Below are 23,948 nucleotides of genomic sequence, written 5' to 3' on the forward strand. Positions count from 1 at the left end.
CCTCAGGTGCGCCCCTCCTCGTTCTGGGCGTTGCCCAGGGTGGGCTCGTAGGCGAGCCAGTCAGCACGCAGGACGGGCCAGCCGTCGGCGCGCAGCAGCTCCACCACCGCCGGGTCGTCGTCGACCACGACGGCGACCCGGCGGCGTGAGCCGAGGCGGCGCAGCTCCGACCGCTTGAAGATCCGCGCGGGCCGCCGGTCCGCGTCCGGGCGCATCCGCAGCTCGCCCACCGGCAGGCCCTGCGCACGCAGCCAGCGCTCGGTGGCGGCGCGGGAGCGCTCGGGGCGACCCGTCAGCCAGATCACCTCGTGGTCGCGGGCGAGGGTGCGGACGAGCTCCACGCCCTCGACGAGCGGCGGGTCGACGTCGGCGGCGGCGAAGAAGGCCTCCCAGTCACCCGGGAGTGCCCGCAGGAACCGCAGGCGGTGCCGGACGTCCGCCACGACACCGTCCACGTCGATGACCGCGAGCGGTGGCTCGCCCGCATGCTGAGCGCCCACGCCCAGGTCGGACACGCGCCCCGGATCCGCCACTTCTGCGCCTCCTGTACAGCAATCACGTCGCAGCATCTCCGCTGGGCCATTGCTCATTGAACACCGCGCCACGGTGGATAATGCGCCGGTCTCCCTGCCAGCATCCGGTACGTTCCAGTTCGTCGCCGGCGGTCACCCTGCGGAACCCGCCGAACGGGCCGGAGACACCCTGGTGGTCGCTGATCCGGCGTGTGGTGAAACGGCACGATGTGACGGAGCGGTCGCTAGCGTGGTGTCTCGGGCACGGCGGCGGGGCGACGGCCGTCGGCCGCCTGCCGCGGACGCGGAGCACAGCTGTCGCGAGGAGGTCGCGTGTCGGGCACACGGCGAGCGCGCCTGCTCGTCTCCGGGATCTCCGAGAACCTCGGGGTGGTCCTCTCGCTTGCCGACCGGCTTGACGAGCAGGCCGCGCGGCTCGAGGCCGGCGAGGGGCCGTCCGCCGCGACCGTGACGCTGGACGCGGAGACGATCAGCGAGGCGGCCGCCGACCTCGCGGGCAGTCTGGAGGGTGTCCGGCTCGCCCTGAGCGAGGCGGCGTCGCTCGCGCGGCGCCACGCGCCCGCGTTCGCCGGTGCCGGCTGGGACGCACCGGAGTGGCACAGCGCATCCGTCGCCGCACCCGTCGCCGGCCCAGCTGCCGCCGGCCCCGCGGGCGGCCTGGCCGGCCCCGCGGGCGTGGCCGGTCCGGCCGGCCTCGGTGGCCCCGTGATCGGGCCTGGGGGGCAGCCCGGCCTGTGGCGGCTCGGGCGCATCCTCGTTCCGCCGCTGGCACGCGGGGGGCGACCCGTCGAGGTGCCGCTGGCGGTGCCGCTGCTGGACGCCGGGAACCTCCAGATCACCACGACCCGCGAGCGCCGCGGTGAGGCCGTGGGCCTCGTCCGGGGTCTGCTCACCCGCGTTCTCGCGAGTGCGTCGCCGGGCGCGGTCCGGGTCACGGTCTACGACCCGCACGAGCTCGGCGCGGGGCTCGCGGGCTTCGCGCCGCTGCGCGCCCACGGAGTGGTCGGGCCCACCCTGACCTCCCGGGCGCGGCTGGAGGCCGCCCTCGCGGAGCTGTCCGCCGAGGTCGGCCGCATCACGGTCGACCGTCTCGGCGGCCGGTTCGACTCGCTGCGCGAGCGGGAGGACGCCGGCGTGCCCCGCGGCGAGCCCTGGCGCCTGCTGATCCTGCTGGGCCTGCCGCCGCTGGCCGACGAGGCCGCTCGCACGCTGGAGGCGGTGGCGGCCCAGGGGCCGTCCTGCGGGGTGCACATCATCGCGGTCGTCGAGGCGGAGGAGGGCGCGGACGCCCCGGGCGGCCGGGGGGTGCCGAGCCTGCCCCGGGCCGAGACGGTGACCGCGGTGGAGCTGCAGGGGGACCCGGGCGACGTCGGCGCGGTCATGCCCGGCGGGTGGCGGACGTCGATGTCGGGCCTGCTCGGCTGCGCGCTGGACGACGCGCCTCCGATGTCGGTGGTCGCCCAGGTCACCACCCGGGTGGTCGCCGGGGTGGAGCAGGCCGTGGTCCGCGGGCCGGATCTGGGCGGCCTGCTTCCTCCGGGGCTGTGGGAGTACGAGAGCTCCGCCGGGGTGTCGGTACCGGTCGCGCACGGCCCCGACGGAGCGGTCGGGCTGACCTTCGACGACGACACGGTCCACTGCCTCGTCGGTGGCCAGGCCGGGGCGGGCAAGTCGACGCTGCTGCTCGACGTGGTCTACGGGTTGGCCGCCCGCTACGGGCCGGACCAGTTGCGCTTCCACCTGCTCGACTTCAAGGAGGGCCTGGAGTTCGCCCAGTTCGCGCAGCGGCCGGGCGACCCGTTCTTCCTTCCACACGCGGACACCGTCGGCATCGAGAGTGACCGCGAGTTCGGTGTCGCGGTGCTGCGCGCGGCCCGCAACGAGATGCAGCGGCGGTCCGTCACGATGCGCGCGCTGGGCGCCCGTGACCTGCGCGGGCTGCGCGCGGCGGACCGTAGCTCCCCCTGGCCGCGGGTCGTGGTCGTCGTCGACGAGTTCCAGGTGATGCTCACTCCGCTCGACACGGTCGCCCGGGAGGCGGTCTCCCTGCTGGAGGTGCTCGCGCGGCAGGGCCGGGCCTACGGCATCCACCTGCTGCTGGCCAGCCAGACGCTGTCCGGTATCGACGCGCTGGACGCGACGGCCGGCAAGCGGGGGTCGATCTTCGGCCAGTTCGCGCTGCGCGTCGCGCTGCGGACGTCCATCTCCGAGTCGCGGGTGCTGCTGTCGACCGCGAACGAGGCGGCGGGTGCGCTGTCCGGGGTCGGTGAGGCGATCGTGAACCGGCGCAACGGTCACCCCGTCGGCAACGAGCACGTCCGCGTGGCCTACCCGGACCCGGCGGTGCTGGCCGAGCTGCGAGACCAGCTGAGCGCGATGGTGGTCCGGGCGGTTCCGGCGATGCGCCCACCGCGGGTCTTCGTCGGCCACGCTCCCGCCGTCCTCACGGACAACCCTGCCTTCCAGGCGCTGGCCGGCCGGCCGGTGCCCGCCTCGGGTGATCCCGCCGGGGGCGGCGCCGCCTACGGCTCCGGCTCCGGCGCCGCCCTGCTCCCGGCGGATGGCTCGGTCGACGGCTCGGCGGGGGATCCGCTGGCGTTCGTCGGGGTGCCGCTGGATCTCGCTCCTCCGGCGGTGGGCGTGCGCCTGGCCCGGCTGCCCGGCCGTCATCTGGCGGTGCTCGGCCCGCTGCGGCGGGAGGCGGTCGGGATGCTGCAGGCGGCGGCGGTGTCCGTCGGTGCCCAGACCGCGCCGGGCAGCCTCGTCGTCGACATCGTCGCGGTGGATCCGGCCACGGTGTCAGCCGCCGAGACCCTGGCATCGGCGTTGCGCCGCGCTGGCCATCCGACCTATGTGACGGACGTGACCGGCCTGCGGGGGGTCCTCGCGTCCGCGGGGGCGGAGATCCGCGCCCGCGAGGAGGCGGCGCTCGCCGGGCAGGGTGGTGCCGCGTCGACCACCCGGCTGCTGGTCGTCTTCGCCCTGGACGCGGGCCGGGCTGGTCTGGAGGCGCGTGACGACGCCTCGCGGCGGTCCGGGCTGGACGATCTGCGGACCCTGACGCGTCGCGGCCCGGCGGCCGGGGTGCACCTGCTGGGCTGGTGGCGTGCCCCGTCCCGGCTCGCCGACGACCTGGGGCCCGGGCACCGGGACGACATCGCCGCCTGGGTCGCCACCGGGCTGCCCGGGGGGGACCTGTTCGGACTGGCCGGGCACCGTCCGGTCACGGCCGGTACGACCCCGAACCGGGCCGTGCTGTTCGACCGGCACGTCCAGGCCGAACCACGCACGGTTGTCCCCTTCGCGCCCCTTGAGACCCGGTCCGGTGCTGACAATGGGACGGCGGTCTGACGGGGTGGCGGAGGTCGACGACGAGTGGTGGAGGGACGGCGTGCGAGGTGAACACGACGAGGGCCCCGGCGCGGTGACCGACGGGGAGCCCGGAGCGGTGACCGACGACGCGTCCGCCTACAGCCTCGCCGAGCTGCCGGGCCGGCACCTCGTGCCCTCGCCGGTGCCCTCCCCGGTGTTCTCGGCGTCGGCGTCGGCCGCGATGGCGATGGAGTTCGCCCAGCCGCCCGGCGGCTACGCCAGGCCGCTGCCCGCCGCCGCGGCGCCGGGCAGCCACCCGGTGGCACTGGTTCCCCCGGCGACCGGGCAACCGGCGTCGGTCGAGCATCCCCTGGTCGCCGCGAACCGCTACCGGGAGCTCATGGGCGCCTCCGACACGGTGCGGGCCCTGCTCGCGCAACGGCTGGCCGAACGGCAGGAGGGCCACGACGTCCTCGCCCGTCGCCACCGGGCCGCGGCCGAGGACATCCGCTCCCGGGTCGCCGTGGTCTGGTCCCAGGTCGGCGGCTCGTTGGAATCGCATGGGCTGGACGGCCTCGACCAGCTGCGACCGCGGGAGGGCACCGAGCCCGACGTCGAGGCCGTCTACCAGCAGTACGCGGGCGACCTGGACGGGCTCGGCGGCGGTCGCGGCGGTCGCGGTCGCGGTGGTCGCGGTGCCCCCGCCGCCGTCGCGCTCCCCGGTGAGAAGCGGCTCGGCGCGGCGGCCTCGATCGATGGCGGCGGGATCGACGGCCGCGGGAAGGGCGGCCGCGGCCGCTCGCAGGCACCCGTCGACGGGCTCGTCGGTGCCGACGACCTCGTCGACCCGGAGCGGGCGAGGAAACTGGCCTACCGCCTGTGCCTGGAGGTGATGTCCCGCTCCGCCGAGCTTCGGGCCGTCACCAAAGGGGTCCCCACCGGGTCGAGCGGGCTGATCGTGGCGCTGGTCTGCGTGCTTGCGGGTGCGCTCACGGTGGCGGCCCGGGTGTTCGGGGAGGCGTCGGCGCTGCCCTGCCTGGTCGCGGCCGGGGCGCTCGGCGCCGTGGCGGTGGTCGCCAGCGCGGACGCGTCCGCCGTGTCCGCCGCGCGTTCGGCCCTGCTCGCGGCGGGCTCGGCGGGAGTGGCGGTTCTCGCGACCTTCCGTTTTGTGCCGATCGAGCCGGCGGGGACAATTGGTGCCCTGGCCTGCCTCGCTCTCGCGATGCGCTTCGGGCTCGGCGTGGGCGCCGGCGCGAGCACAGGCACGGGTGCGGGTCCGGCGGGTGGCGGCCGGAGCAGGCGGAGCTGAGCGGCCGGCGGCGACGTCGCCGGGCGGGCGGGGCGTTGATCGGCTGGCGGAACGTTGATCGGCTGGCGGAACGTTGATCGGCTGAAGGAACGGAGTGCACGGTGGCAGGGACGATCGCCGACGTCAAGGCGCAGCTCGACGAGGCGTTCCGGCGAACCGAGGAGGTCACGGGCCAGCTCGAGGGCGCGCTGAACATGATCGAGGAGGCGCAGGCGATGGTCGTCGCGGCGACCGACGGCAGTGAGCACCTCGCCGTCGAACAGCTCACCAGCGCCCTGGTCGAGACCCGCGACAGCCTGGAGAACGCGCTCGCGGCGCTAGGGTCCGCGGTCCAGGAGGTCAAGGTCTACCGGGACACCCTGTAGGCAGGAGAAAGTAGGCCGCGATCGCGTCCGGCGCGGAACACGTTCGGCGGAACACGCGGAACACGCGGAAAACGTGGCGCGGAACACATCGTGGCGTAGGGCACATCGCGGCTGCGGGCAGTCACCGGGTCCCGCCGGCCCGCAGGCGGCTCGGCGGGATCGCCCGCGGACGTCTGACCAGGTGTTGCGCAGTACTGTGCCGAACGGGCTCGCCTCGGCGCGACCGAAGCCGATCCTTGCACGGGCAGTGTGGATATGGTGACCGGACGAATTTCCGGGTAACACCTCTCCAGCCACGCGGCGACGCGGTGCATCCGGTTTCCAGGCTCACTACAGTCCGGGTTGTCCCGTGCGCCCGACCCTTCGGTGGGCTCCGGCCGACAGTGTCCGCATTGCCGGCCGAGTGCCTGCCGTTCGACAGCCGGGCACCATGACGACCAGGAGGGCTCCTTCTGCCGTGTCGGATATCGACCTGCTCGATCTCCCGCTGGTTCTGTTGTCCAACCGAGGTCCTGTCAGCTTCGATCGCGATACGTCCGGCCGAACCGTCAACCGGGGTGCCGGCGGGCTGGTCTCCGCCCTGTCCGGCCTGGCGGAGCATCTGGATGACGCCGTCTGGGTCTGTGGCGCGGCGACCGCCGAGGACGCCGCCGTCGCCGCGGAGAACGATGGCGGCGCGATCCTGGTGCAGACCCAGCCCTTCCCACACGCGGTGGAGGGAGACCCGGACGGCCCGTCGATCAGGGTGCGTCTGGTGGTGACCGACCCGGCCGCCTACGCCGACTTCTACAGCGTGTGGTCGAACCCGATCCTGTGGTTCATCCAGCATGGTCTGTACGGGCGGTCGCTGGCACCGGTGCTCACCCGCGCCGAGCACGACGCGTTCGAGCGGGGCTACGCGGCGGTCAACCGCGCCTACGCCGACGCGGTCGCCGACGAGGTCCGGTCACGTGGCGGCAAGGCGCTGGTGCTGCTGCAGGACTACCACTTCTACCTGGTCGCCGAGCACGTCCGCGAGCAGTGCCCGGACGTCGTGCTCACCCACTTCGTCCACATTCCCTGGCCGGGTCCGGACGAGTGGCGGGTGCTGCCGGGTGACATCCGTGAACGTCTCCTGCGTGGTCTTCTCGGCAGCGACGTCGTCGGCTTCCACACCCGCCGCTACGCCCGGAACTTCGTCCTGTGCGCCGGCGAGCTGCTCGGGCTGCCCATCAACCTCGACGAGCTGACCGTCCAGGTCAACGACCGGACGGTGCGGGCGCGCTACTACCCGATCTCGGTCGATCCGGCCGCGCTCGACGCCACCCTCGCCAGCGAGGAGGTCGCCGCGCACGTCGCGATGCTGCGCTATGTCTTCCTCGATGACGACCGCCAGCTGGTGCTGCGCGTCGACCGCACCGACCCCAGCAAGAACGTGGTCCGCGGCTTCCTGGCCTTCGGAACGCTGCTGGACCAGCATCCGGAGCTGGTCGGGCGGGTGAGCTTCCTGGCACTGCTCCAGCCGAGCCGCACGGACGTCCCGGAGTACGCCGACTACATCGCACTGATCGGCGCCGTCGTCGCGGAGATCAACGCGAGGCACACCAAGGAGGGGCGACAGCCGATCGATCTGCGCATGGTGGAGGACTTCACCCTCGCGGTCGGCGCCTACTCGATCTGCGACGTGCTGATGGTCAACGCGATCGCTGACGGGATGAACCTGGTGGCCAAGGAGGTGGCGATCGTCAACCGGCGCGGCGGCGTGCTGGCCCTGTCGGAGATGGCAGGCGCGCACGAGGAGCTGGGCGAGTTCGCCGTGACGCTGCACCCGTTCGACGTCCAGCAGATGGCCGACGCCCTCTACGAGGCCCTGGTCATGCCCATGGACGAACGCCACCGCAGGCTGGCGGCCGCGGCCGAGCAGGTCCGCACCCACGATGTCCGGCGCTGGCTCAACGACCAGTTGGTGGATCTGCGTCACCTGGCCGGATTCGGCTGAGTCGTGCCCCGTGCGGGTACGCTCGGCGGGAGGTCGGGCATGTGTGCCATGGTCGAGACAGGAGTGGACGTGTCGGATACCGGTCATGTGAAGGCCAACATGGGGTCCTGGGCCGCGGTGTACATCCTCATCGTGGGCTTTGTCCTGGGCACCCTCGCGCTGATCCTCGGCTCGGTGCCGCTGTGGATCGGGACGGCGGTGGCGCTGGTCGCCGGTGCCGGTCTGGCTCTGGTCTCCAACATCATGGAGCAGGCCTACTAGAACGCCGGCCCACCCGCGTCGTCGTGCCAGGCCGGCCGGCGCCGGACCGGAGGTGAGCCTCCGCCCTGGCGCCGGCTTTGCCTTGTCGGCTCCCGGCCAAGGTTCGTGATCAGACGTCGGTGGCCTGCTCGGGCGTGCCGGCGGCCTCCCGCAGCGAGCGTGGGGTGACGAAGTCGACCAGCCGTGTGGAGGCGGGTCCGATCTCGCTCCACCGTGGCACGGTCAGGTCCTGGACGGCCAGCGCGGCCGTCGGGAAGGTCGGCACCCGGTGCCGCTCCGGCGGGCTGAGCAGGCCCATGGCGAGGCTGTGCAGGCCCGGGTTGTGGCCGACGACGAGTACCGAGGGCACGCCGTCATCGACCTGACGAAGGCGCATGAGCAGGTCGTTCGCCTCGGCGAGGTAGAGCTGGTCCTCGACCAGGACGGGGACGCTGCTCGGCAGGGCATGTGCGAGATGCGCGACCGTCTCCCGGGTGCGCACCGCGGAGGAGCACAGCACCAGGTCGGGTTCCAGCCCGGCGGCGACCAGGTGGTCGGCGATCAGCGCGATGCTGGTACGGCCCTTCGGCGAGAGCGGCCGGTCCTGGTCGCGCATCGTCGGGTCGGTCGCCACATCGGACTTCGCGTGCCGCAGCAGCAACAGGCGGGGGGAACGTCTCACCGTGCGACTCCGGCGTGCGTGGCGGCTCCGGTGTGGAGGGTTGGCCGCCCCGGTGACGCCGGCGTGGTTCCGCCAGCGGCCGGGTCACGCCATCCGCCCGTGATCCCTGCGTGATCCCCGTCGGCACCGGACACGTCAGCTCCTCCCGTCCGTCACAGCTCGAACGCTCCCCGCGCGAGCCAGGTTCGCCGCGACGACTCGCAGACTGCCGACATCCGGACGTCCTCGTCAATCGCGGTGCCCGTTGCGGTGCCCACATACGGTGCCCACAGCGGTGGAGCTGCCGGGACGACGACCACGGCCCGATCACCATCCAAAGTGATCGGGCCGTGTGATGTCGCGGGGCGTGTGATGTTGCCGGGAAGGTCGGCCGGCCGGTGCTGCGGCCTGCCGAGGGCTGGCCTGCCGAGGGCTGGCCAGCCGGGAGGTCAGCTCGCGACGGAGATCGTCAGCAGCAGGCGGTCGGCGGCGGCGAGCGCGTCGTCGGCGTTCAGCCGGCCACGGGGGATCAGGGTCGAGCGCTGGTCCGAGGTCAGCCCGCCCCAGACACCGTGCTCCTCCTGACGGAAGATCGCGGTAGCCAGGCAGGCGCGCTGGACCGGACAGCCGGAGCAGATCTTGCGGGCGCGGGACTCGGCGGCGGCGCGGGCCTTGGTGTTACGCCCGTCCGGCGGGAAGAAGGCGTCGGGGTCGCCGTCGCGGCAGGCGGCATCCTGGCGCCAGTAGACCGGCCAGCCCTCGCCGAACGGCTGCGGCGGCAGATCCCGACCAGGCAGAACGGGTACACCGGCGCTCATCGCGCGACCTCCGTCCGGACCGAGTCGGACGGCGGCGGGGACATGGGTTCGGCGGGGCTACCGACCGGTAGCATGCCGGGCATCGTGGGCATACCGTCTCCTGCTGACGTTGCAAAGGCGGACAGGTGCGCTGCGGACAGGCAATACCCGGCGTTGCGCCAGACGCCGGACTGGTGGTGGGGCCTACCTGCTACAAGCCGAGAGCCCCCGGGCCCGTCCATGTGGTGCGACCGGAAGGTTCCGGTCTCCCGCACGGAAACGGGCCCGTCTCGTCTCGTTAACCGAGGAACGTAGACTTCTCTCGAGCGGATAGCAAGGGTTCCGAAACGCCCACGTCCGGTCCTCTGTGGAGGTCGATGATCCGTCGGCTGACGTGGCCGCGGGTCTCACCCTCTCAAGCTCCCCGTAACCATGTAACTGCTTTGGTCCGACGTGTGCTGCAGGTCTCGTGTCTGCGAATGTTCCTGTCACGCAGGCTTTTTGGGTAGTCAGCAAGATCGTTTGTTGGGTGCCGGGTGGGGCCGCCGTGACGTATGGGGGTGCCTGATCTACCTGATCCGCTGCCGGGTCGGGCTCCGGTTGCCGGCAGGTAAAGGGGTGCTGGCCGCCGTCCCGGAGTTCAGATCGGCGGCCGGCGGGGGCCGAAATGTGCTGAGGACCACACAGGGGTACGGGCGTCGTTGGGCGTCCGGCGTCAGCCTCGGGTGATCGGTAGGCCCGCCGCGGCCCAGGCGTGGAACCCGCCGATCACGTCGGTCGCCGCGGTCAGCTGAAGATCCAGCAGCGCCGCCGCGGCGAGGCTCGAGGTGTAGCCCTCCGAACAGATGATGATCGGCCTGATGTCGTCGCCGGTGGCGAAGGCCGCCCGAGCCTCGCAGGTCGGATCGAGACGCCATTCGAGCACGTTGCGCTCGATGATCACGGCGGCCGGAATCGCGCCCTCGGCCGCCCGCTGCGCGGCCGGCCGGATGTCGATCAGGATGGCGCCGGCGGCGACGGCCGCCGCAGCGTCGTCGGGCGTGAGCCGATCCAGGCGGGCCCGCGCGGCCGCCAGCATCGCGTCGACACGGCTGCCGCTCGCGCCACTGCTCACACCGAGGCCGCCACCGGCCGTGCTGCGGCTGCCGCCGTCACCGCCACCGTCACCGGCACCGCCGCCACCCGGGCCGCCGCCACCCGTACCGCCGTCGCTCACACCGCCGTCGCTCACACCGACATCCCGGACGTCAGGCGGGGGTGGCCCGCACGGGGCCGCGGCGCGAACGGGTCCGTCGTCGGCGGGGCCGCGGTCGTGACCCGTGCCGCCCCGGCGCCGGCACCGGCGGCGACGGCCGCTGACCGGGCACCGCGCTGTGCGACGTCCGCCCGGTCGAGCGGTACGGGCTGGTCGAGAGAGGCGAGCTGGCGAGGCGCGTAGCGCAGGGGAAGCTCGGGGGGCGAATAGGCGTGGATGGTGGTCGCCCGCAGCTGGCCGCGGTTCACGATCCGGTGCACGTGGTCGGTGCCGAACCCGGCCACCGCACCGGTGCCGTGCTGGCGGGTCCGGGAGATGCTCCAGTCCCGACCACACTCGTCCTCGTCCAGGACGCCCGCCGCGACCGCCAACGCGCCGAGCGCGCCGCCGTGGTCGTGGATGTCCGTCTGCTGGCCGGGGCACCAGCCGATGAGCCACACCTCGACGGCGCCGGACAGGACCAGGCGTGTGTACCAGCGCCGTCGCGGATCGTGGCGCACCAGTGGCTGCCAGAGGTGCTCGGCCGCGGCGAGGCCGGCGACCAGGTCACGCAGATCGGGCAGGTCCAGCTCGCGCGGCTCGTCGGCCAGGAAGCGCTCGGGCACGAACGGGACGCCGGCCCGGATGGCGGCAGGTGCCGTCGACGTGGGCTGGACCGACTGGAGCAGGGCGGGATGGATCAGGGGCATCGAAGCTCCTTCGAACACCGTCGCCGCTGCGACGGACCACTGGAGGACACCGTGAGGCGTCCGCGGATCGGCCGGGGGCACGGCGTCGACCGGAACGTTCATGGGCGCGGGGCCTGGTTGCGCCGGACGGCAGGCGCGTGGCCACGGGCGGGCCTGCCCGGAGTGGGGTGAGGCGCGAGTGTGTGCCGCGTGTGGGCGCTTTGGCAGCCACGTGCGGCCCGGCAGCCACCCCGCGGCCATGCCCGGGAGCGCCTGCGCCGCGCTCGGGCGGTCTCGTCGCTCTCGCCCCGCCAGGGCTGCGGCCTGCCGGCCACCGCCCGCGGAGCCACCGACGGGGCTGGCCGCAGGTGGGGCGGCCATGCCCGCGGCAGGTCACCGTGGGGAGAGGTCGGAGGGCTCGCGGAACTCGGACGCTGCCGCGTGGGCCGCGGCGGTGCACTCGTCGTCGCGAAGAACCCGCAGCTACGAGGAGCTGTCAGGGGGCGATGAGGCGGCGCAGCGCCGTGTCGGACCTGAGGGCAGGCTACGCGGCGTCACGCCGCGGCCTGCGAAGTCAGGCCCGGGTCATACAGGCCGCGGCGACGACCCTGCTCAGGTCGGTCACGCGGTCGCTGTGCAGAAGGAAGCCAGAGGCGGCCATGCATGAACTGTACGCCAACGCGGTGCGGTCTCGTGGCAGGGCGCAGTTCGTTCGATACACCCGGCAGTGTCCCAGACCGGCGCCTGTCTGGTTATCGTCACGTGAGGCCTGTGGACGGGAGATGCGAGATGGTCCAGACCGGCTCGGGGACGGACGCACTCGTGGCCTCGGCGGGCAGCGCTGGTTCCAGCGGGAGTGCACACGGCCCGCCGACGACGCCGACGGGGGAGATCTTCACGGTGCAGAGCCGCATGCGCGGCCTGCTGGACGCCGTCGTCGACGTCGCCCGTGAGCTGAGCCTCCCCGTCACCCTGCACCGCATCGCGCAGGCGGCGCGTTCGCTGGTGGACTGCGAGCTGGGCGTGCTGGGGGTGCTGGGCCCGGACGGTCAGATCACGGACCTGATCAGCGGCGGTGGGACCGGTGACGAGGTCCCGGCCGGCATCGTCCGGATGCCGCGCGGGCGGGGCCTGATCGGCGAGCCCGCCGGGGAGCATCCGGCGCCGGCCGCGGCGGTGACAGGCGCGGTTGTCGTGTCGCCCCAGGCCCTCGGCTTCCCGCCCGGCGGCTGCAGCTTCCTGACCTTCCTACGGGTGCCGATCGCCGTGCGCGGCGAGGCGTTCGGGAATCTGTACCTCGCCGGCAAACGCGGCCCGGAGTTCACCCAGGAGGACGAGGACCTCGTCGGCGCACTGGCCGCCGCGGTGGGCTTCGCCATCGAGAACGCACGTCTCTACGAGGCGACCAGGCGGCGTCAGGCGTGGCTCACGGCGAGTGCCGAGATCACCACGGCGCTGCTGTCGGTGGCGGAGCCGGTCGAGGCACTCGGGCTCGTCGCGCGGCGGGCCAGGCAGGTCACCTCGGCACGCCTGGCCGCGATCGTCTCGCCGGCGCGCACGGCCCGCGCGGGCGCCGCCGGGCCGGCCCGGACCGGCCCGTGGCGGCCCGCGGCGGTGCCTGGTGTGCCCGGTGCGTACGGCTCCTCGGGTTCCTCGGAGGCCTCCGATCCGTCCGGTGTCCCGGGTGCGTCCGGTGCGTCGGGTCGGCCGGGTGCGTACGGCGACGGGTTCGCGGTGCCGCTGGAGATCGCGGTGGCCGACGGGGCGGGCGCGGAGAGCCTGCAGGGGCGGAGCCTGCCCGAGTCGACGGGCCTGCTCGGCGTCATGCGGGCCGGCCGGGCCAGGATCATTCCGCCGGAGCGGGTGGACCCCGCCGCCCGCGATCTGCTGGGTGAGGTCGTCGACGGGCTCGAGATCGGCGCCGTGATGATCGTTCCGCTGTTGGCGGCGGGGCGGCCGCTGGGGATTCTGGTGCTTGCGGCACCCCCGGGAGTGGCCGTCTTCGAGCACCTCGACCTGGAGATGGCGGCGGCGTTCGCCGGGCATGCGGCCCTCGCGCTGGAGATGGCCCGGGTGCAGCGCGAGCGGGAACGGCTCGCCGTGTTCGAGGAACGCGACCGCATCGCCCGGGATCTGCACGACGTGGTCATCCAGCGGCTGTTCGCCACCGGTCTGCAGATCCAGGGCCTGTCGCGGGTGATCGACGACGCCGCGGCGGCCCGGCTGACCTCCGCCGTCCGCGAGCTGGATCAGACGATCGCCGACATCCGACAGACGATCTTCTCGCTGACGGCGGCCTCCGGGGCGGTCGACCTGCGGGCGGAGATCGCGGCGATCGTCGCCCAGGCCGAACAGGCGCTCGCCATCCGGCCGACCGTGCGTATCGACGGCCCGGTCGACCGCGGCATACCCACGGTGATCCACCCGCATCTGCTGGCAGCCATCCGTGAGGCGCTGTCGAACATCGCTCGCCACGCTCGGGCCACTCGGATCCAGGTGCTGGTACGGGTCACCAACACGGACGTCTCGGTCCAGGTGCGCGACGACGGCTGTGGCCCTGGCGGTGCCTCCCGCAGCAGCGGCCTGGCGAACCTTCGCCGCCGGGCGCTCGACCTGGGTGGCCGGATGGAGTTCGGTCCGGGGGAGGGCGGCATCGGGACCACCGTGCGGTGGCATGTCCCACTGGTTCAGCCCGTTCCGGTGCCGCGGGCGCTGAGCCGGCTGGGCCACACGGCGCCTCCGGGTGTCACGACCCCGGGCGGCGTGGTGGACCCCGGAAACCGCGGCGACAGAGCCCCAGGGGCACTCTGAGCGCCCGCACGGCGCCCTGTGGCCGTGCGCGCGGGAGCCGGCGGGTGTGCCAGGCTGACGGCGTGGGTCAGGCCGACAGCGTGGGTCAGGTTGACCGTACGGGCCGGGTCACGGCGTGGGTCAGGTCGACAGCTTGGTGGCGAACACCGCCGCCTGTGTCCGGCTCTCCATACCGAGCTTGGCGAGCATGCTCGACACGTAGTTCTTGACGGTCTTCTCGGCCAGGAACATGCGTGCGGCGATCTGGCGGTTCGTGAGCCCCTCCGCGATGAGGGACAGGATCCGCCGCTCCTGGTCGGTGAGGCCGGAGAGCCGCTCGTCCTCGACCGGACCTTCCCGCAGCCGGTAGAGCACCCGTGAGGTCACCGCCGGGTCGAGCAGGGACTGCCCTGCCGCCACCTGGCGCACCGCGTCGACGAGGGCGTTGCCGCGGATCTGCTTGAGGACGTAGCCCGCCGCCCCGGCCATGATGGCGGTGAACAACGCGTCCTCGTCATCGAACGAGGTGAGGATCAGGCACGCGATCTCCGGGGCGTGGGAGCGGACGTGCCGGCAGACCTCGATGCCGCTGCCCTCCTGAAGGCGCGCGTCGAGGACGGCCACGTCGGGCCGGAGCATGATGATCTCTGCGATCGCGTCGTCCGCGCGCCCCGCCTCGCCGACGACGACGATGTCGGCCTCGTCGGACAACAGGTCGCGCAGCCCGCGGCGCACGACCTCGTGATCGTCGAGGAGGAAGACGCGGATCGACCCCGGGCGCGACGACCTGGCAGGTGATGCGCCGGTTTCGGGACTGCTCGTCGTTAGCTCTGCCACCGTTGACTCCGCCCGACCCCGCCGTCGTTGAAGACCGTCATCATCGCTGAGGGCACGCGCCATCGTTGAGCCTTTTCCGTCTCACGTTTGTCGAGCGCCGTAGCCGCAGGGCCGTAGCCACCGGACAGAGTCGACGATGGAAGGGGCTCATTGAGGACCGTCGCCTTTTGTCACGTGCAGCACGCAGATTATAACTCTCCCGATCGGGGACTTCGGTGGGTTCGGCCGTTGTGGGGCGGTGCTCCGGACTGGCGCCGACCCCGTCGCCAGGCGTGTCGCGTTCGTGTCGGTTCAGCCCGATCCACTCTGGCCTGGAGGGCGGGCTCGACGGGAGGCGGCCGGCCGGTGCGGTCACCGCTCCGGCCGGTGTCGCTCTTTGATTGCCTACCCGTCGTTTTTTCTGGGCTGTCTGATCGTTGCCCGCCCGCCGCTGGCCGCCCTCCGATCACCGTGCGATCGTGGCGTGGTCACAGTGCGGTGGTCGCCCTGGCGGGGGCTGCCCCGCCGCCGTCGAGGGCGGTGGCGGCGGGCTGGGTGGATCCGACGCCCGGCCGTGATGCCGCGGACCCATGCCGCGAGGCGATGGCCCGACGCCCCAGCAGCGCGGCGATGCCGATGGTCAGGCCGGCCACCGCGGTGACGAGCAGCCCGTGATGCGCGCCGCCGCTGTCGACGAGCATGCCCGCGACGGGTGTGCCGGCCGCGAGCCCGCTGACGACGGCCATGGTGAGCCAGGTGAAGCCCTCGGTCCGGGCCTGGGCGTCCACCAGACGCTCGACCAGCGCGTTTCCGGTGATCAGCGTGGGCGACGAGGTGGCCCCGGCCAGTAGTGCGAGCGGGATCATCAGCGGCAGGGCGACGCCGGCGAGTGGCAACGTCATGCCGAACGCCATGAAGGTGGCGGCCCGCAGGAAGCGGTCGGGCAGCGGTCGGGAATGGTCCCGCGCGCCGTAGACGAGCCCGGAGAGGGCGGAGCCGCCGGCGAACAGGCCGACCAGCAGGCCGCCGACCGCGGCCAGGCCCTCCTCGCGGGCGAAGGCGACCATCGACACGTCCACCCCGCCGAACGCGAGACCGATACAGAAGAAGACCACGAGCACGGTACGAGTTCCGGGATCGCGCAGCATTCGTGGCCTTGTAGTGATCTCTGCATCGCGTGGTCCCGGGTCGGTGTCCCGCAGGAACACCAACGCCGTGGTCCCGGCGGTGAGAAAGACCATCGCCGCGATCAGCCCGGCCGCCGGCGTCACGAGCACGGCGAGCATGGTGACGAGCACCGGCCCGAGCACGAAGACCAGCTCGTCGAGCGCGGACTCCAGTGCGAGGGCGGTGCCGAGCAACTCGTCCCCGGAGAGCCGGGCACTCCAGCGGGCCCGGGAGCACGCGGCCACGGGCGGCAGCGAACCGCCGGCCACCAGGGCGGCGGTGAACCAGACCGGGTGGGGTGCGCCGGCGGCCACCGTGGCGATGAGCGTCGCCATGGCCGCGAGATGGCAGACCAGGCAGGCGAGCAGCACCCGGGCCTGCCCGAAGCGGTCGAGCGCGCGCCCGAGGCGGGGTGCGAGCAGGGCCTCACCTACCGCGCTGGTCGCCGCGACCGCGCCACCCAGCCCGTAGGAATCCGTCCTGGCCTGGACGAACAGGACGGTTCCGACAGAGATCATCGCGATGGGAAGCCGGCCGATGAACGCCGCGGGCACGAAGCGGACGGCGCCCGGGGTCGCCAGGGCGCGGTGATATGCGGTGGTCATGACCGCATTCACACTGCCCCATCAGACAGGCCCATGACCAGCGGTTTTGTGCCACATCTGAGCTGCCGGAGAGGTCCGGTGGTCGGTCGGACGCGGCGGGGGCTCCGGCCGCGGCGCCTGGCGTCTGGCGTCTACCGCGGGAGCCTTCGTCTCAGCCGCGGTGGCGGGGCCGGGCGGACGCACGACGCGTCCCACCGAGGCCGGGTGGCTCCCGGACCCACCGCGGCTGCGCCGCCTGACGGGGCGAGGGCCCCGCGGCACGCAGGCGCTGGACGAACGGGGCCACCAGCACGGCACCCAGCACGAAGCCGACCACATGGGCGCCGTAGGCGACGCTCCCGCCACCGGAGACGCCGATACCGGTGAAGTACAGGTACTGCAACGCGAACCAGAACCCCAGCACGATCCAGGCCGGCAGCCAGAAGGGCAGGAAGAACAAGACCGAGACAAGGCCGATCACCCGGGCGCGTGGGAACACGACGAGGTAGGCGCCGAGTACCCCGGCGACAGCGCCCGAGGCGCCGATGAGGGTGTCGGTGGTCTGGCCCTCGAAAAGAGCGAAGCCGTAGGCGGCCGCCATCCCACAGGCCAGGTAGAACAGCAGGTACAGCAGGCGGCCCATCCGATCCTCGATGTTGTTGCCGAAGACGCCGAGGAACAGCATGTTGCCGATGAGGTGCAGCCAGCTTCCGTGCAGGAACATCGAGCTGAGCGCGGACAGCACCGGCGACTTGTGGAACGTCGCCGGCGACTCCACCAGGCACCCGACCCGGCCCTGGCTGTCCACCGTGAGCCGCCCGGAAGCCGCCGACGGGAGCTGCCTGTTGGTGAGCAGTTCCTTGGGGATCGCGCCCCACTCCGCGTAGAAGCGCTGCTGTTCGCAGACGTTCTGCGGGCGCGAGGCCTGCACGCCGGCGACCGAGCTGACCATGGGCGTGAAGAACACGAAGACCACGACGTTGGCCGCGATCAGCAGCCAGGTGATGACCGGTCTGCGCCGCAGCGGGTTGATGTCGTGAATCGGAATGACCACGACGTCATCCTGCCGTACCCGACCGAGTCGGTCGCATCGTCTCCACCATCGCGATGGCCGGGCGGGCAGGCGCCGGGATGCGCGCGGGCCGCCAGCCGCCCCCGCCGGGCCCTGACGCCCGCCCTCCCACGCGGGACGTCCGCACGGGGACGTGCTCGTGGGGAGGGCACGGCGTCTCAGGACGAGAACGGTTCCAGGGCGAGAACAGTCTCAGGAGGAGAACAGGAGGCGGGTGAGCCGCCCGTGCCCGTAACCGTGCCCATAGCCGTGACCGTGGCTGTGGCCGTGCGAGCCCCAGGCAGGCTGGCTGTAGTGGCCACCGGGCGGCGGCATCGGCGCGGGCGGGGGCGCCGGCTGCGACCACTGGGACTCGAGCCGGGTGATGGCCTCGAGCTCGCCGTAGTCCAGGAAGATCCCGCGGCAGTTGTCGCACTGCTCGATCTGGACTCCACTACGGGTGTAGGTCCGCATCGCGCCATGGCACTTGGGGCAGACCAGGCCATGTCCAGCAGAGTAGTTCATCCCTACCCTTTCCATGCGTACAGTCGCGCCGTGGGGCGGAAGCTACGCCACGGCGCTCACCTGCGATCGCCAGGGGTCGCTCCGGGCGGGCCCTCGGCGCGGAGGACCAGCGAGAGATTATCCGTCGATGGTCAACAGAGGCGAGGTCCGCACTTCGTCGGCAGGCCGACTGGACCAGGCCGACTGGACCAGGACGAGTGAAAACGGTGCCGTCACCTCGCACCGACCTCGCACCAGTCTCGTGCCGAGCGGTGGTCAGACGCTGTGATGTCCGGCTCCGGCGGAGTCCATCGTCCGTGAACGGGGCCCCGGGCGTCGTCGGACGTCGGGCAGGTGACAGGGCGCGGCGTCCAGGGATCCCCGCGCTCGGCATTTCGTGATCAGGTGCCCGAGGCCAGCCGGCGGGCGCAGTCGAGGAAGGCCCGGGCTCCTTCGTCGAACGGGGTGCCGCGCAGCAGGTGGTCGGTGATCGCGCCCGCCGCGTACTGCACGGTCACCGCCCGGGCCGGTCCGTCCACCGCCGCCCAGGGATCCGGGTCGGAGCCGAGGCCGACCCCGCCCGCGCCCCGGTAGGCGTCGACGAAGCGTGACCAGACAGCGACGGGAAGCACGCCGGCGGCGAACCACGCGGCCGGGCGGGCCAGGTCCCAGGCGGGGTCGCCCCAGCCCAGGTCGTCGATGTCGATGATCCGCCAGCACTGGTCGGTGGTGGTGGCGGTGGAATGCGGCTCGCGGGGCGCCCGGACGACCTGCCCGAGGTGCCAGTCGCCGTGGATCAGCGCCACCCGTCCGCCCGGCCGGCTCGGTGCCTGCCGCAGCCAGGGTGGCAGTGCCGCGTGCGCGCCACGGACGTCCTCGGCGAGACGGAGGATCTCCGCGGCCACGGGTCTGGCCGGTCCTTCGCCTGTGGTCGTGGTTGGGTTCGAGAGCCCGGTCTCCATGTGGTCCATGACGCGCCGCAGGCGGGTGCAGACCGCGGCGGGTGGCACGGTCAGGGGGTGCAGGGCCGCGAGGTCCGTGGCGTGCAGGCGGGCGAGCAGTTCGGCGGCGGCCTCCCAGGGAGCGGCCTCGACGTCCCGCTCGACCTCGGCGAGGCCCAGCGCCGTCGCGGCCGGCCAGGCGGTGACGAGCCGGCCGTCGATGGTGGCCAGCAGCCCACCCTGGATGCCCCGCCCACCGTCCTCGCCGTCCCCGGTGCCGAGGCGCAGCGGGGGCAGGAACAACGGAGCCAGCCGTGGGTCCGCGGCGAGGCGCAGCCGGGCCAGCAGCGGGCCCGCGGCCTCCTCGGCCATATGGGTCTTGACGACGATGTCACCGTGGCGAACGACGTGCCGGCCCTTGCGGTCGGTGAGGACCTCCCCGCCCGGTCGGGTCAGCTCGCCCGCGTCCACCGTCCGTGGTGTGGCGCGCGGGCGGGCGCGCTCGGTGTGACCGGTGCTCATCGAGCCTTTTCCATCGTCGACCCGGGCCTGGGGCGGCCCTGACCACGCGCCGTGAGAGGAAGAAGGCTCATTGGTCTGATTCTCCGCCGGGTTGTCGGCGGATGACCACGGGCCGCCCGGGGATCACGGGCCGCCGGGACCACTGGGTGCCGGGACCACTGGGTGCCCTGATGCGACCCGCCCCGCTCGACCCGTCCGGTGTGCTCGGCCCGGTCGGCCACTAACGTCGGCTGATGCAGCCGCTGAGCCAGGCCGAGGCCGTCGCGCGAGCCGAGCTCGTCCAGGTCCGTTCCTACGACGTCGATCTGGACCTGACCGGTGTGCCGGACGGCCCGCGGTTCACCTCGACGACCACGGTGTCGTTCACCTGCCGGGTCCCGGGCGCCAGCACGTTCGTCGACGTCAAGGCCGTCTCGCTGGATCTGGTCCGGCTCAACGGCAGGGAGCTCGACGCGTCGCCCGCGCCCGACGGCCGGCTTGTGCTGACCGACCTGGACGTCGAGAACACCCTGGTCGTCCGGGCGACGATGGCGTGCACGAACACCGGGGAGGGGCTGCACCGGTTCACCGACAGCGAGGACGGCGAGGTCTACCTCTACGCGCAGTCCTTCCTCGACGACGCGGCGCGGATCTTCGCCTGTTTCGACCAGCCCGACCTCAAGGCACCGCTGCGGCTGGCCGTGTCCGCGCCGGGCGGCTGGGAGGTGCGGGCGAACGGTGCGGGGAAGCAGGTGGCACCGGGCCGCTGGGAGTTCGAGCCCACCGCCCCGCTGGCCACCTATGTGGTCTCTCTGGTGGCCGGGCCGTATCAGGTGTGGAACCGCACCCACGACGAGGTCCCCCTGGCGCTGCTGTGCCGCCGGTCGCTCGCGCCCTTCCTGGAGGCGCAGGCGGCGGAGATCTTCCAGATCACCACCGAGTGCCTTGATCATTACCACGAGCTGTTCGGCATTCGCTATCCGTTCGGAAAGTACGACCAGGCGTTCGTGCCCGAGTTCAACATGGGCGCGATGGAGAATCCGGGCCTGGTCGTCTTCCGCGACGAGCTGGTGTTCCGGTCCGCGGTGACCGAGGCCGAACGGGAGCGCCGGGCCGTCGTGATCGCCCACGAGATGGCCCACATGTGGTTCGGCGACCTGGTGACCATGCGCTGGTGGGACGATCTGTGGCTCAACGAGTCGTTCGCCGAGTACATGGGCACCCGGGTGACGGCGGCGGCCACCGGTTTCACCGACGCCTGGACGAGCTTCGCGGTGGGCCGCAAGAGCTGGGGCTACGCGGCCGACCAACGCCCGTCCACCCATCCGGTGGCGCCGCCCGCCGTCGCGGACACCGCTGCCGCGCTGCTCAACTTCGACGGCATCTCGTACGCGAAGGGTGCCTCGGCGCTGCGCCAGCTCGTCGAATGGGTGGGGGACGAGGCTTTCCTGGCCGGGCTGCGCGCGTACTTCACCGCGCACGCCTACGGCAGCGCCACCCTGGCCGACCTGCTGGCAGCGCTGGAGCAGGCCAGCGGCCGGGACCTGGCGGGCTGGGCGCAGGCCTGGCTGCGCCGGCCCCGGCTCGACACGCTGCGGCCGCGGGTCAGCCTGGACGAACAGGGCGCCTACGCGGCGGTCGAGATCGTCCGGACAGAGCCGGCCGGGGAGCCCGCGGCGCGGCCGCACCGGGTGGGGATCGGGGTGTTCGACGCGCCCGGGGAGGGCGGTCCGGTGACGCTCGTGCGCCGGGCGACGGTCGACCTCGAGCCGACGGCCCCCGGCGGGCGCACGCCGGTGCCGCAGCTCGTCGGCACCCGGCCGGGCCGGCTGCTGCTGGTCAACGAGGGCGACCTGACGTACGCGAAGATCAGGTTCGGGTCGGAGGACCTGGCGCGGCTCGGCGCGGTGCTGGCCGAGCTCGCGGATCCGCTGGCGCGGTCCGTCGTGTGGTCCGCTGCCGCCGACCTGACCCGGGACGCGGAGTGGCCGGCGGCCGACTACCTGACGTTGGCGGCTCGGGCGTTGCCCACCGAACGCTCGGTCGCGGTGCTCGAGGACGCGCTCGGCTTCGCGGTCGGCACGGTCGTGCACTGCTACCTGCCGGACGGGGACCGCTCGGCCGCCCGGCGCGTGATCGTCGACGCCTGCCGGTCGGTGATCGACCGGGCTGCCGGGCCGGCCCCGGCCGGCGTGTCGGCCGGATCGGCCGGATCGGCCGGGGCCGGCGGTGCTGCCGGGCTTGGCGGTGCTGCCGGCCCTGGTGGCGCTGCCGGGCCTAATGACGCTGCCGGAGCCGGGGCCGGGCTGGTGCTCGCCGCGGCCCGCGGGCTGGTGTGGTGCGCCGAACGGCCGGAGGTGGCGCGGCTGCGGGGCTGGTTGGTGGGCCGGGACGTCCCGGCAGGGCTGGTCGTCGACCCGGACCTGCGCTGGCGCCTGCTCGACCGCCTGGTGGCGTTGGACGAGGCCGGCGAGGCGCAGATCGCGGCGGAGCTCGACAACGACCCCAGCAGCCGTGGCATCGAGCAGGCGGCGCGGATCCGGGCCGCGGTCGGCGACCCGGCGGCGAAGGCCCGGGCCTGGCGGACCGTCACCGCGGACGAGGCGATGTCGGTGCGGCTGGTCGCCGCGACGGCGCAGGGCTTCTGGCAGCCGGACCAGGGCGATCTGACCGATCCCTACGTCGAGCGGTATTTCGCCGAGCTGCCCCGGGTGGCGGCGCGGCGCTCACCGCATACCGTCCGGCAGGTCGCGGCGGCGGCGTTCCCGCGATACGCGGTGCGACCGGCCACCCTGGCCGCGGCGGAGAGCCTGCTCGCCGGCCCGGACGCGGGACCCGTGCTCTCCCGGGTCGTCATGGACGCCGCCGACGACCTGCGCAGGGCCGTGGCGGCCCGGGAGGTCCACCGGCGGGCCTGCCCGCGGGGATGGCCGGGCGTGCCCGCCGGCGACGGCGCGGTCAGCCGCTGACGAACGGACAACGGCTGACGAACGGTCAGCCGTTGACGAACGGTCAGCGGTTGACGAACGGTCAGCGGTTGACGAACGGTCAGCGGTTGACGAACGGTCAGCGGTTGACGAACGGTCAGCGGTTGACGAACGTCGGGGCGCGCCGTTCGCCGAACGCGGCGCGGGCCTCGGCGTAGTCCTCGGTGGACTGCACGACTGCCATGTGGGACGCGATGAGGTCCAGGTTCGTCCGCAGGTCGAGGTTCTGGGACTGGTAGACGGCGCGCTTGATCATCGCGGTCGAGATGGGGGACATCGCCGCGAGGCGACCGGCGAAGGCGTAGGTCTCGTCGAGCAGGACCGCGTCGTCGTAGACGCGGTTGACCATGCCGATCCGCTCCGCCTCGACGCCGTCCACCGTGTCGCCGCTGAGCAGCAGCTCCAGGGCCTTCGCCGGCCCGACCAGGCGGGGGAGCAGGTAGGTTCCACCGTCGCCGGGAACCAGGCCGATCCTGATGTAGCCCTCGGACAGGCGCGCGGAGCGCCCCGCGAACCGCAGGTCGCACATGAGCGCCATGTCGAGCCCGGCACCGACCGCGACGCCGCTGATCGCCGCGATCAGCGGCTTGCTGAGGTCCAGCACCGCCCGGGCGACCTTGTGGACGCCTTCGGTGAGCATCCGACGGCGCGCGATCGGGGTGGGCTCGATCCCGCTGAGGACCGCCAGGTCGATGCCGGAGCAGAAGGCCCCACCGGCCCCGGTCACCACCACGACCCGCACCTCCGGGTCCGCCTCGGCGGACCGCAGGACCTCCGCCCACCTGTCGATCATGGTGAGGGTGAAGGCGTTCTTGAGGTGGGGCCGGTTGAGGGTGATCGTGGCGATCCCGTCGGAAACCGAGTAGATCAGCTCGTCGGGCTCGGCCGTGTCGGTCCCGGGCAGGTTCTCGTCGCTCATCTGGCTGTTCCTACCAGTCCGGTCCGGCAGAGGCGGGCCGATGTGGGGCTGAGAACCCGATGCGGGGCTGAGAACTGTTGGCGATCCGGCGCCAGACGGGTCCTCGTCCGGTAGCCGCGCCCGCAACCGCAGCCGCGCCCGCAGCCAGAAGACCATCCGAGGATTTCGCCGGAGATGTCGCAGATCGGCGCCGATCATGATTGCTGGTTGATGGGCGGGGCTCGCGCTCCACGAACGCCGCCGGACCTCCGAGAGCCCGGCGGCCCGGCTTGGCGAGTCGCAAGAGTGAAGGATTTTGGTCTTGCGCCACGAACGGGAAGGGAGAAGCCGATCTTGAGTAGACGGTGATCTTCTGGAGCGGTGCTCCGCGGGTGATGGAGGTGTGGCCCTCCGTGACCACCATGCGGGTGGGGGTCGCAAACCGCCGTCAGCGGCGTCGCCTCAACGGGCGGGGTCGTGAGCGTGACGGAAAAGGCCCGGCGGTGACCGGGTCAGGTGTGGGCCGGGAAGGCGAGCGAAAGCGAACCACTGTGGAAGTGTCGAAATACTCTCAACGTCAGAACCGAGGTT

General features: G+C 72.9%; 19 protein-coding genes. 7 read left to right on the plus strand and 12 right to left on the minus strand.

All coding sequences use genetic code 11. The annotated features are described in order from the left end of the window. Window positions 1-2: 2 nt before the first annotated feature. Window positions 3-533, minus strand: a complete 531-nt coding sequence (locus AWX74_RS29950; protein ID WP_091283642.1) for a phosphatase domain-containing protein — start codon at window positions 531-533, stop codon at window positions 3-5. Window positions 534-845: 312 nt separating this feature from the next. On the opposite strand from AWX74_RS29950, the gene AWX74_RS29955 reads away from it, so the two are divergent. The 5 genes from AWX74_RS29955 (at window position 846) to AWX74_RS29975 (ending at window position 7,758) form a co-directional block, all read left to right on the plus strand. Continuing rightward, entirely contained in the window at window positions 846-3,884 is a 3,039-nt protein-coding gene (locus AWX74_RS29955; protein ID WP_091283644.1) for an FtsK/SpoIIIE domain-containing protein, read from the plus strand. Beyond that, window positions 3,868-5,154, plus strand: coding sequence for a hypothetical protein (locus AWX74_RS29960; protein WP_226930959.1), 1,287 nt, complete (start codon window positions 3,868-3,870; stop codon window positions 5,152-5,154). The genes AWX74_RS29955 and AWX74_RS29960 overlap by 17 nt, the downstream gene beginning before the upstream one ends. A gap of 101 nt (window positions 5,155-5,255) precedes the next feature. Beyond that, complete coding sequence (locus AWX74_RS29965; RefSeq protein WP_006540381.1) at window positions 5,256-5,519, plus strand: hypothetical protein; 264 nt, start codon at window positions 5,256-5,258, stop codon at window positions 5,517-5,519. Between the two features lie 457 nt (window positions 5,520-5,976). Further along, window positions 5,977-7,497: an alpha,alpha-trehalose-phosphate synthase (UDP-forming) gene (locus AWX74_RS29970; RefSeq protein ID WP_091283647.1), complete on the plus strand. Its 1,521-nt coding sequence runs from the start codon at window positions 5,977-5,979 to the stop codon at window positions 7,495-7,497. 69 nt (window positions 7,498-7,566) lie between these two features. Further along, window positions 7,567-7,758 carry a hypothetical protein gene (locus AWX74_RS29975; protein WP_369812870.1) on the plus strand — a complete coding sequence of 64 codons (192 nt, stop codon included), beginning with the start codon at window positions 7,567-7,569 and terminating at the stop codon, window positions 7,756-7,758. A 109-nt stretch (window positions 7,759-7,867) separates the two neighbouring features. Here the strand turns inward: AWX74_RS29975 and AWX74_RS29980 are convergent, their stop codons facing one another. The 5 genes from AWX74_RS29980 to AWX74_RS29995 all read right to left on the minus strand — a co-directional run bounded on the left by AWX74_RS29980 (window position 7,868) and on the right by AWX74_RS29995 (window position 11,139). Next, a complete protein-coding gene (locus AWX74_RS29980) occupies window positions 7,868-8,419 on the minus strand; it encodes a SixA phosphatase family protein (protein ID WP_091283649.1) in 552 nt (183 codons plus the stop codon). A gap of 152 nt (window positions 8,420-8,571) precedes the next feature. Next, a complete protein-coding gene (locus AWX74_RS40270; RefSeq protein ID WP_165615830.1) occupies window positions 8,572-8,718 on the minus strand; it encodes a hypothetical protein in 147 nt (48 codons plus the stop codon). A gap of 129 nt (window positions 8,719-8,847) precedes the next feature. Further along, window positions 8,848-9,216 (minus strand): WhiB family transcriptional regulator, encoded by a 369-nt coding sequence (locus tag AWX74_RS29985; RefSeq protein ID WP_054566071.1) that lies wholly within the window; start codon window positions 9,214-9,216, stop codon window positions 8,848-8,850. Between the two features lie 694 nt (window positions 9,217-9,910). Beyond that, the gene (locus tag AWX74_RS29990) at window positions 9,911-10,273 is read right to left on the minus strand and encodes a rhodanese-like domain-containing protein (protein WP_091283685.1); all 363 of its coding nucleotides are present in this window, start codon (window positions 10,271-10,273) and stop codon (window positions 9,911-9,913) included. A 149-nt stretch (window positions 10,274-10,422) separates the two neighbouring features. Continuing rightward, the gene (locus AWX74_RS29995; RefSeq protein WP_091283687.1) at window positions 10,423-11,139 is read right to left on the minus strand and encodes a cupin domain-containing protein; all 717 of its coding nucleotides are present in this window, start codon (window positions 11,137-11,139) and stop codon (window positions 10,423-10,425) included. A 768-nt stretch (window positions 11,140-11,907) separates the two neighbouring features. On the opposite strand from AWX74_RS29995, the gene AWX74_RS30000 reads away from it, so the two are divergent. Continuing rightward, the gene (locus tag AWX74_RS30000) at window positions 11,908-13,929 is read left to right on the plus strand and encodes a GAF domain-containing sensor histidine kinase (RefSeq protein ID WP_091283651.1); all 2,022 of its coding nucleotides are present in this window, start codon (window positions 11,908-11,910) and stop codon (window positions 13,927-13,929) included. Window positions 13,930-14,049: 120 nt separating this feature from the next. Here the strand turns inward: AWX74_RS30000 and AWX74_RS30005 are convergent, their stop codons facing one another. The 5 genes from AWX74_RS30005 to AWX74_RS30025 form a co-directional block, all read right to left on the minus strand. Beyond that, window positions 14,050-14,745 (minus strand): response regulator, encoded by a 696-nt coding sequence (locus AWX74_RS30005; RefSeq protein ID WP_054566073.1) that lies wholly within the window; start codon window positions 14,743-14,745, stop codon window positions 14,050-14,052. A 467-nt stretch (window positions 14,746-15,212) separates the two neighbouring features. Beyond that, on the minus strand, window positions 15,213-16,496 hold the full coding sequence (locus AWX74_RS30010; RefSeq protein WP_091283652.1) for an MFS transporter: 1,284 nt from the start codon (window positions 16,494-16,496) through the stop codon (window positions 15,213-15,215). Window positions 16,497-16,647: 151 nt separating this feature from the next. After that, on the minus strand, window positions 16,648-17,529 hold the full coding sequence (locus AWX74_RS30015) for a rhomboid family intramembrane serine protease (RefSeq protein ID WP_091283654.1): 882 nt from the start codon (window positions 17,527-17,529) through the stop codon (window positions 16,648-16,650). Window positions 17,530-17,739: 210 nt separating this feature from the next. After that, window positions 17,740-18,051, minus strand: coding sequence for a TFIIB-type zinc ribbon-containing protein (locus tag AWX74_RS30020; RefSeq protein ID WP_091283656.1), 312 nt, complete (start codon window positions 18,049-18,051; stop codon window positions 17,740-17,742). A gap of 380 nt (window positions 18,052-18,431) precedes the next feature. Further along, window positions 18,432-19,493 carry a phosphotransferase family protein gene (locus tag AWX74_RS30025; RefSeq protein WP_091283659.1) on the minus strand — a complete coding sequence of 354 codons (1,062 nt, stop codon included), beginning with the start codon at window positions 19,491-19,493 and terminating at the stop codon, window positions 18,432-18,434. Between the two features lie 233 nt (window positions 19,494-19,726). Here AWX74_RS30025 and pepN point away from each other — a divergent pair, with 233 nt between their 5' ends. Then, complete coding sequence (gene pepN, locus AWX74_RS30030) at window positions 19,727-22,441, plus strand: aminopeptidase N (RefSeq protein WP_091283661.1); 2,715 nt, start codon at window positions 19,727-19,729, stop codon at window positions 22,439-22,441. A 115-nt stretch (window positions 22,442-22,556) separates the two neighbouring features. Here the strand turns inward: pepN and AWX74_RS30035 are convergent, their stop codons facing one another. Next, window positions 22,557-23,378, minus strand: coding sequence for an enoyl-CoA hydratase/isomerase family protein (locus AWX74_RS30035; RefSeq protein ID WP_091283662.1), 822 nt, complete (start codon window positions 23,376-23,378; stop codon window positions 22,557-22,559). Window positions 23,379-23,948: the final 570 nt, after the last annotated feature.

It is taken from the genome of Parafrankia irregularis, from assembly GCF_001536285.1.
GTDB lineage: Bacteria > Actinomycetota > Actinomycetes > Frankiales > Frankiaceae > Parafrankia > Parafrankia irregularis.

Bases quoted from the DNA above. Each gene is read 5' to 3' on its own strand.
- AWX74_RS29960 (WP_226930959.1), top strand. From the start codon at position 3,868: ATGGGACGGCGGTCTGACGGGGTGGCGGAGGTCGACGACGAGTGGTGG.
- AWX74_RS29985 (WP_054566071.1), bottom strand. From the start codon at position 9,216: ATGAGCGCCGGTGTACCCGTTCTGCCTGGTCGGGATCTGCCGCCGCAG.
- AWX74_RS29990 (WP_091283685.1), bottom strand. From the start codon at position 10,273: ATGCTGGCGGCCGCGCGGGCCCGCCTGGATCGGCTCACGCCCGACGAC.
- AWX74_RS29995 (WP_091283687.1), bottom strand. From the start codon at position 11,139: ATGCCCCTGATCCATCCCGCCCTGCTCCAGTCGGTCCAGCCCACGTCG.
- AWX74_RS30000 (WP_091283651.1), top strand. From the start codon at position 11,908: ATGGTCCAGACCGGCTCGGGGACGGACGCACTCGTGGCCTCGGCGGGC.
- AWX74_RS30010 (WP_091283652.1), bottom strand. From the start codon at position 16,496: ATGACCACCGCATATCACCGCGCCCTGGCGACCCCGGGCGCCGTCCGC.
- AWX74_RS30020 (WP_091283656.1), bottom strand. From the start codon at position 18,051: ATGAACTACTCTGCTGGACATGGCCTGGTCTGCCCCAAGTGCCATGGC.
- AWX74_RS30025 (WP_091283659.1), bottom strand. From the start codon at position 19,493: ATGAGCACCGGTCACACCGAGCGCGCCCGCCCGCGCGCCACACCACGG.
- pepN (WP_091283661.1), top strand. From the start codon at position 19,727: ATGCAGCCGCTGAGCCAGGCCGAGGCCGTCGCGCGAGCCGAGCTCGTC.
- AWX74_RS30035 (WP_091283662.1), bottom strand. From the start codon at position 23,378: ATGAGCGACGAGAACCTGCCCGGGACCGACACGGCCGAGCCCGACGAG.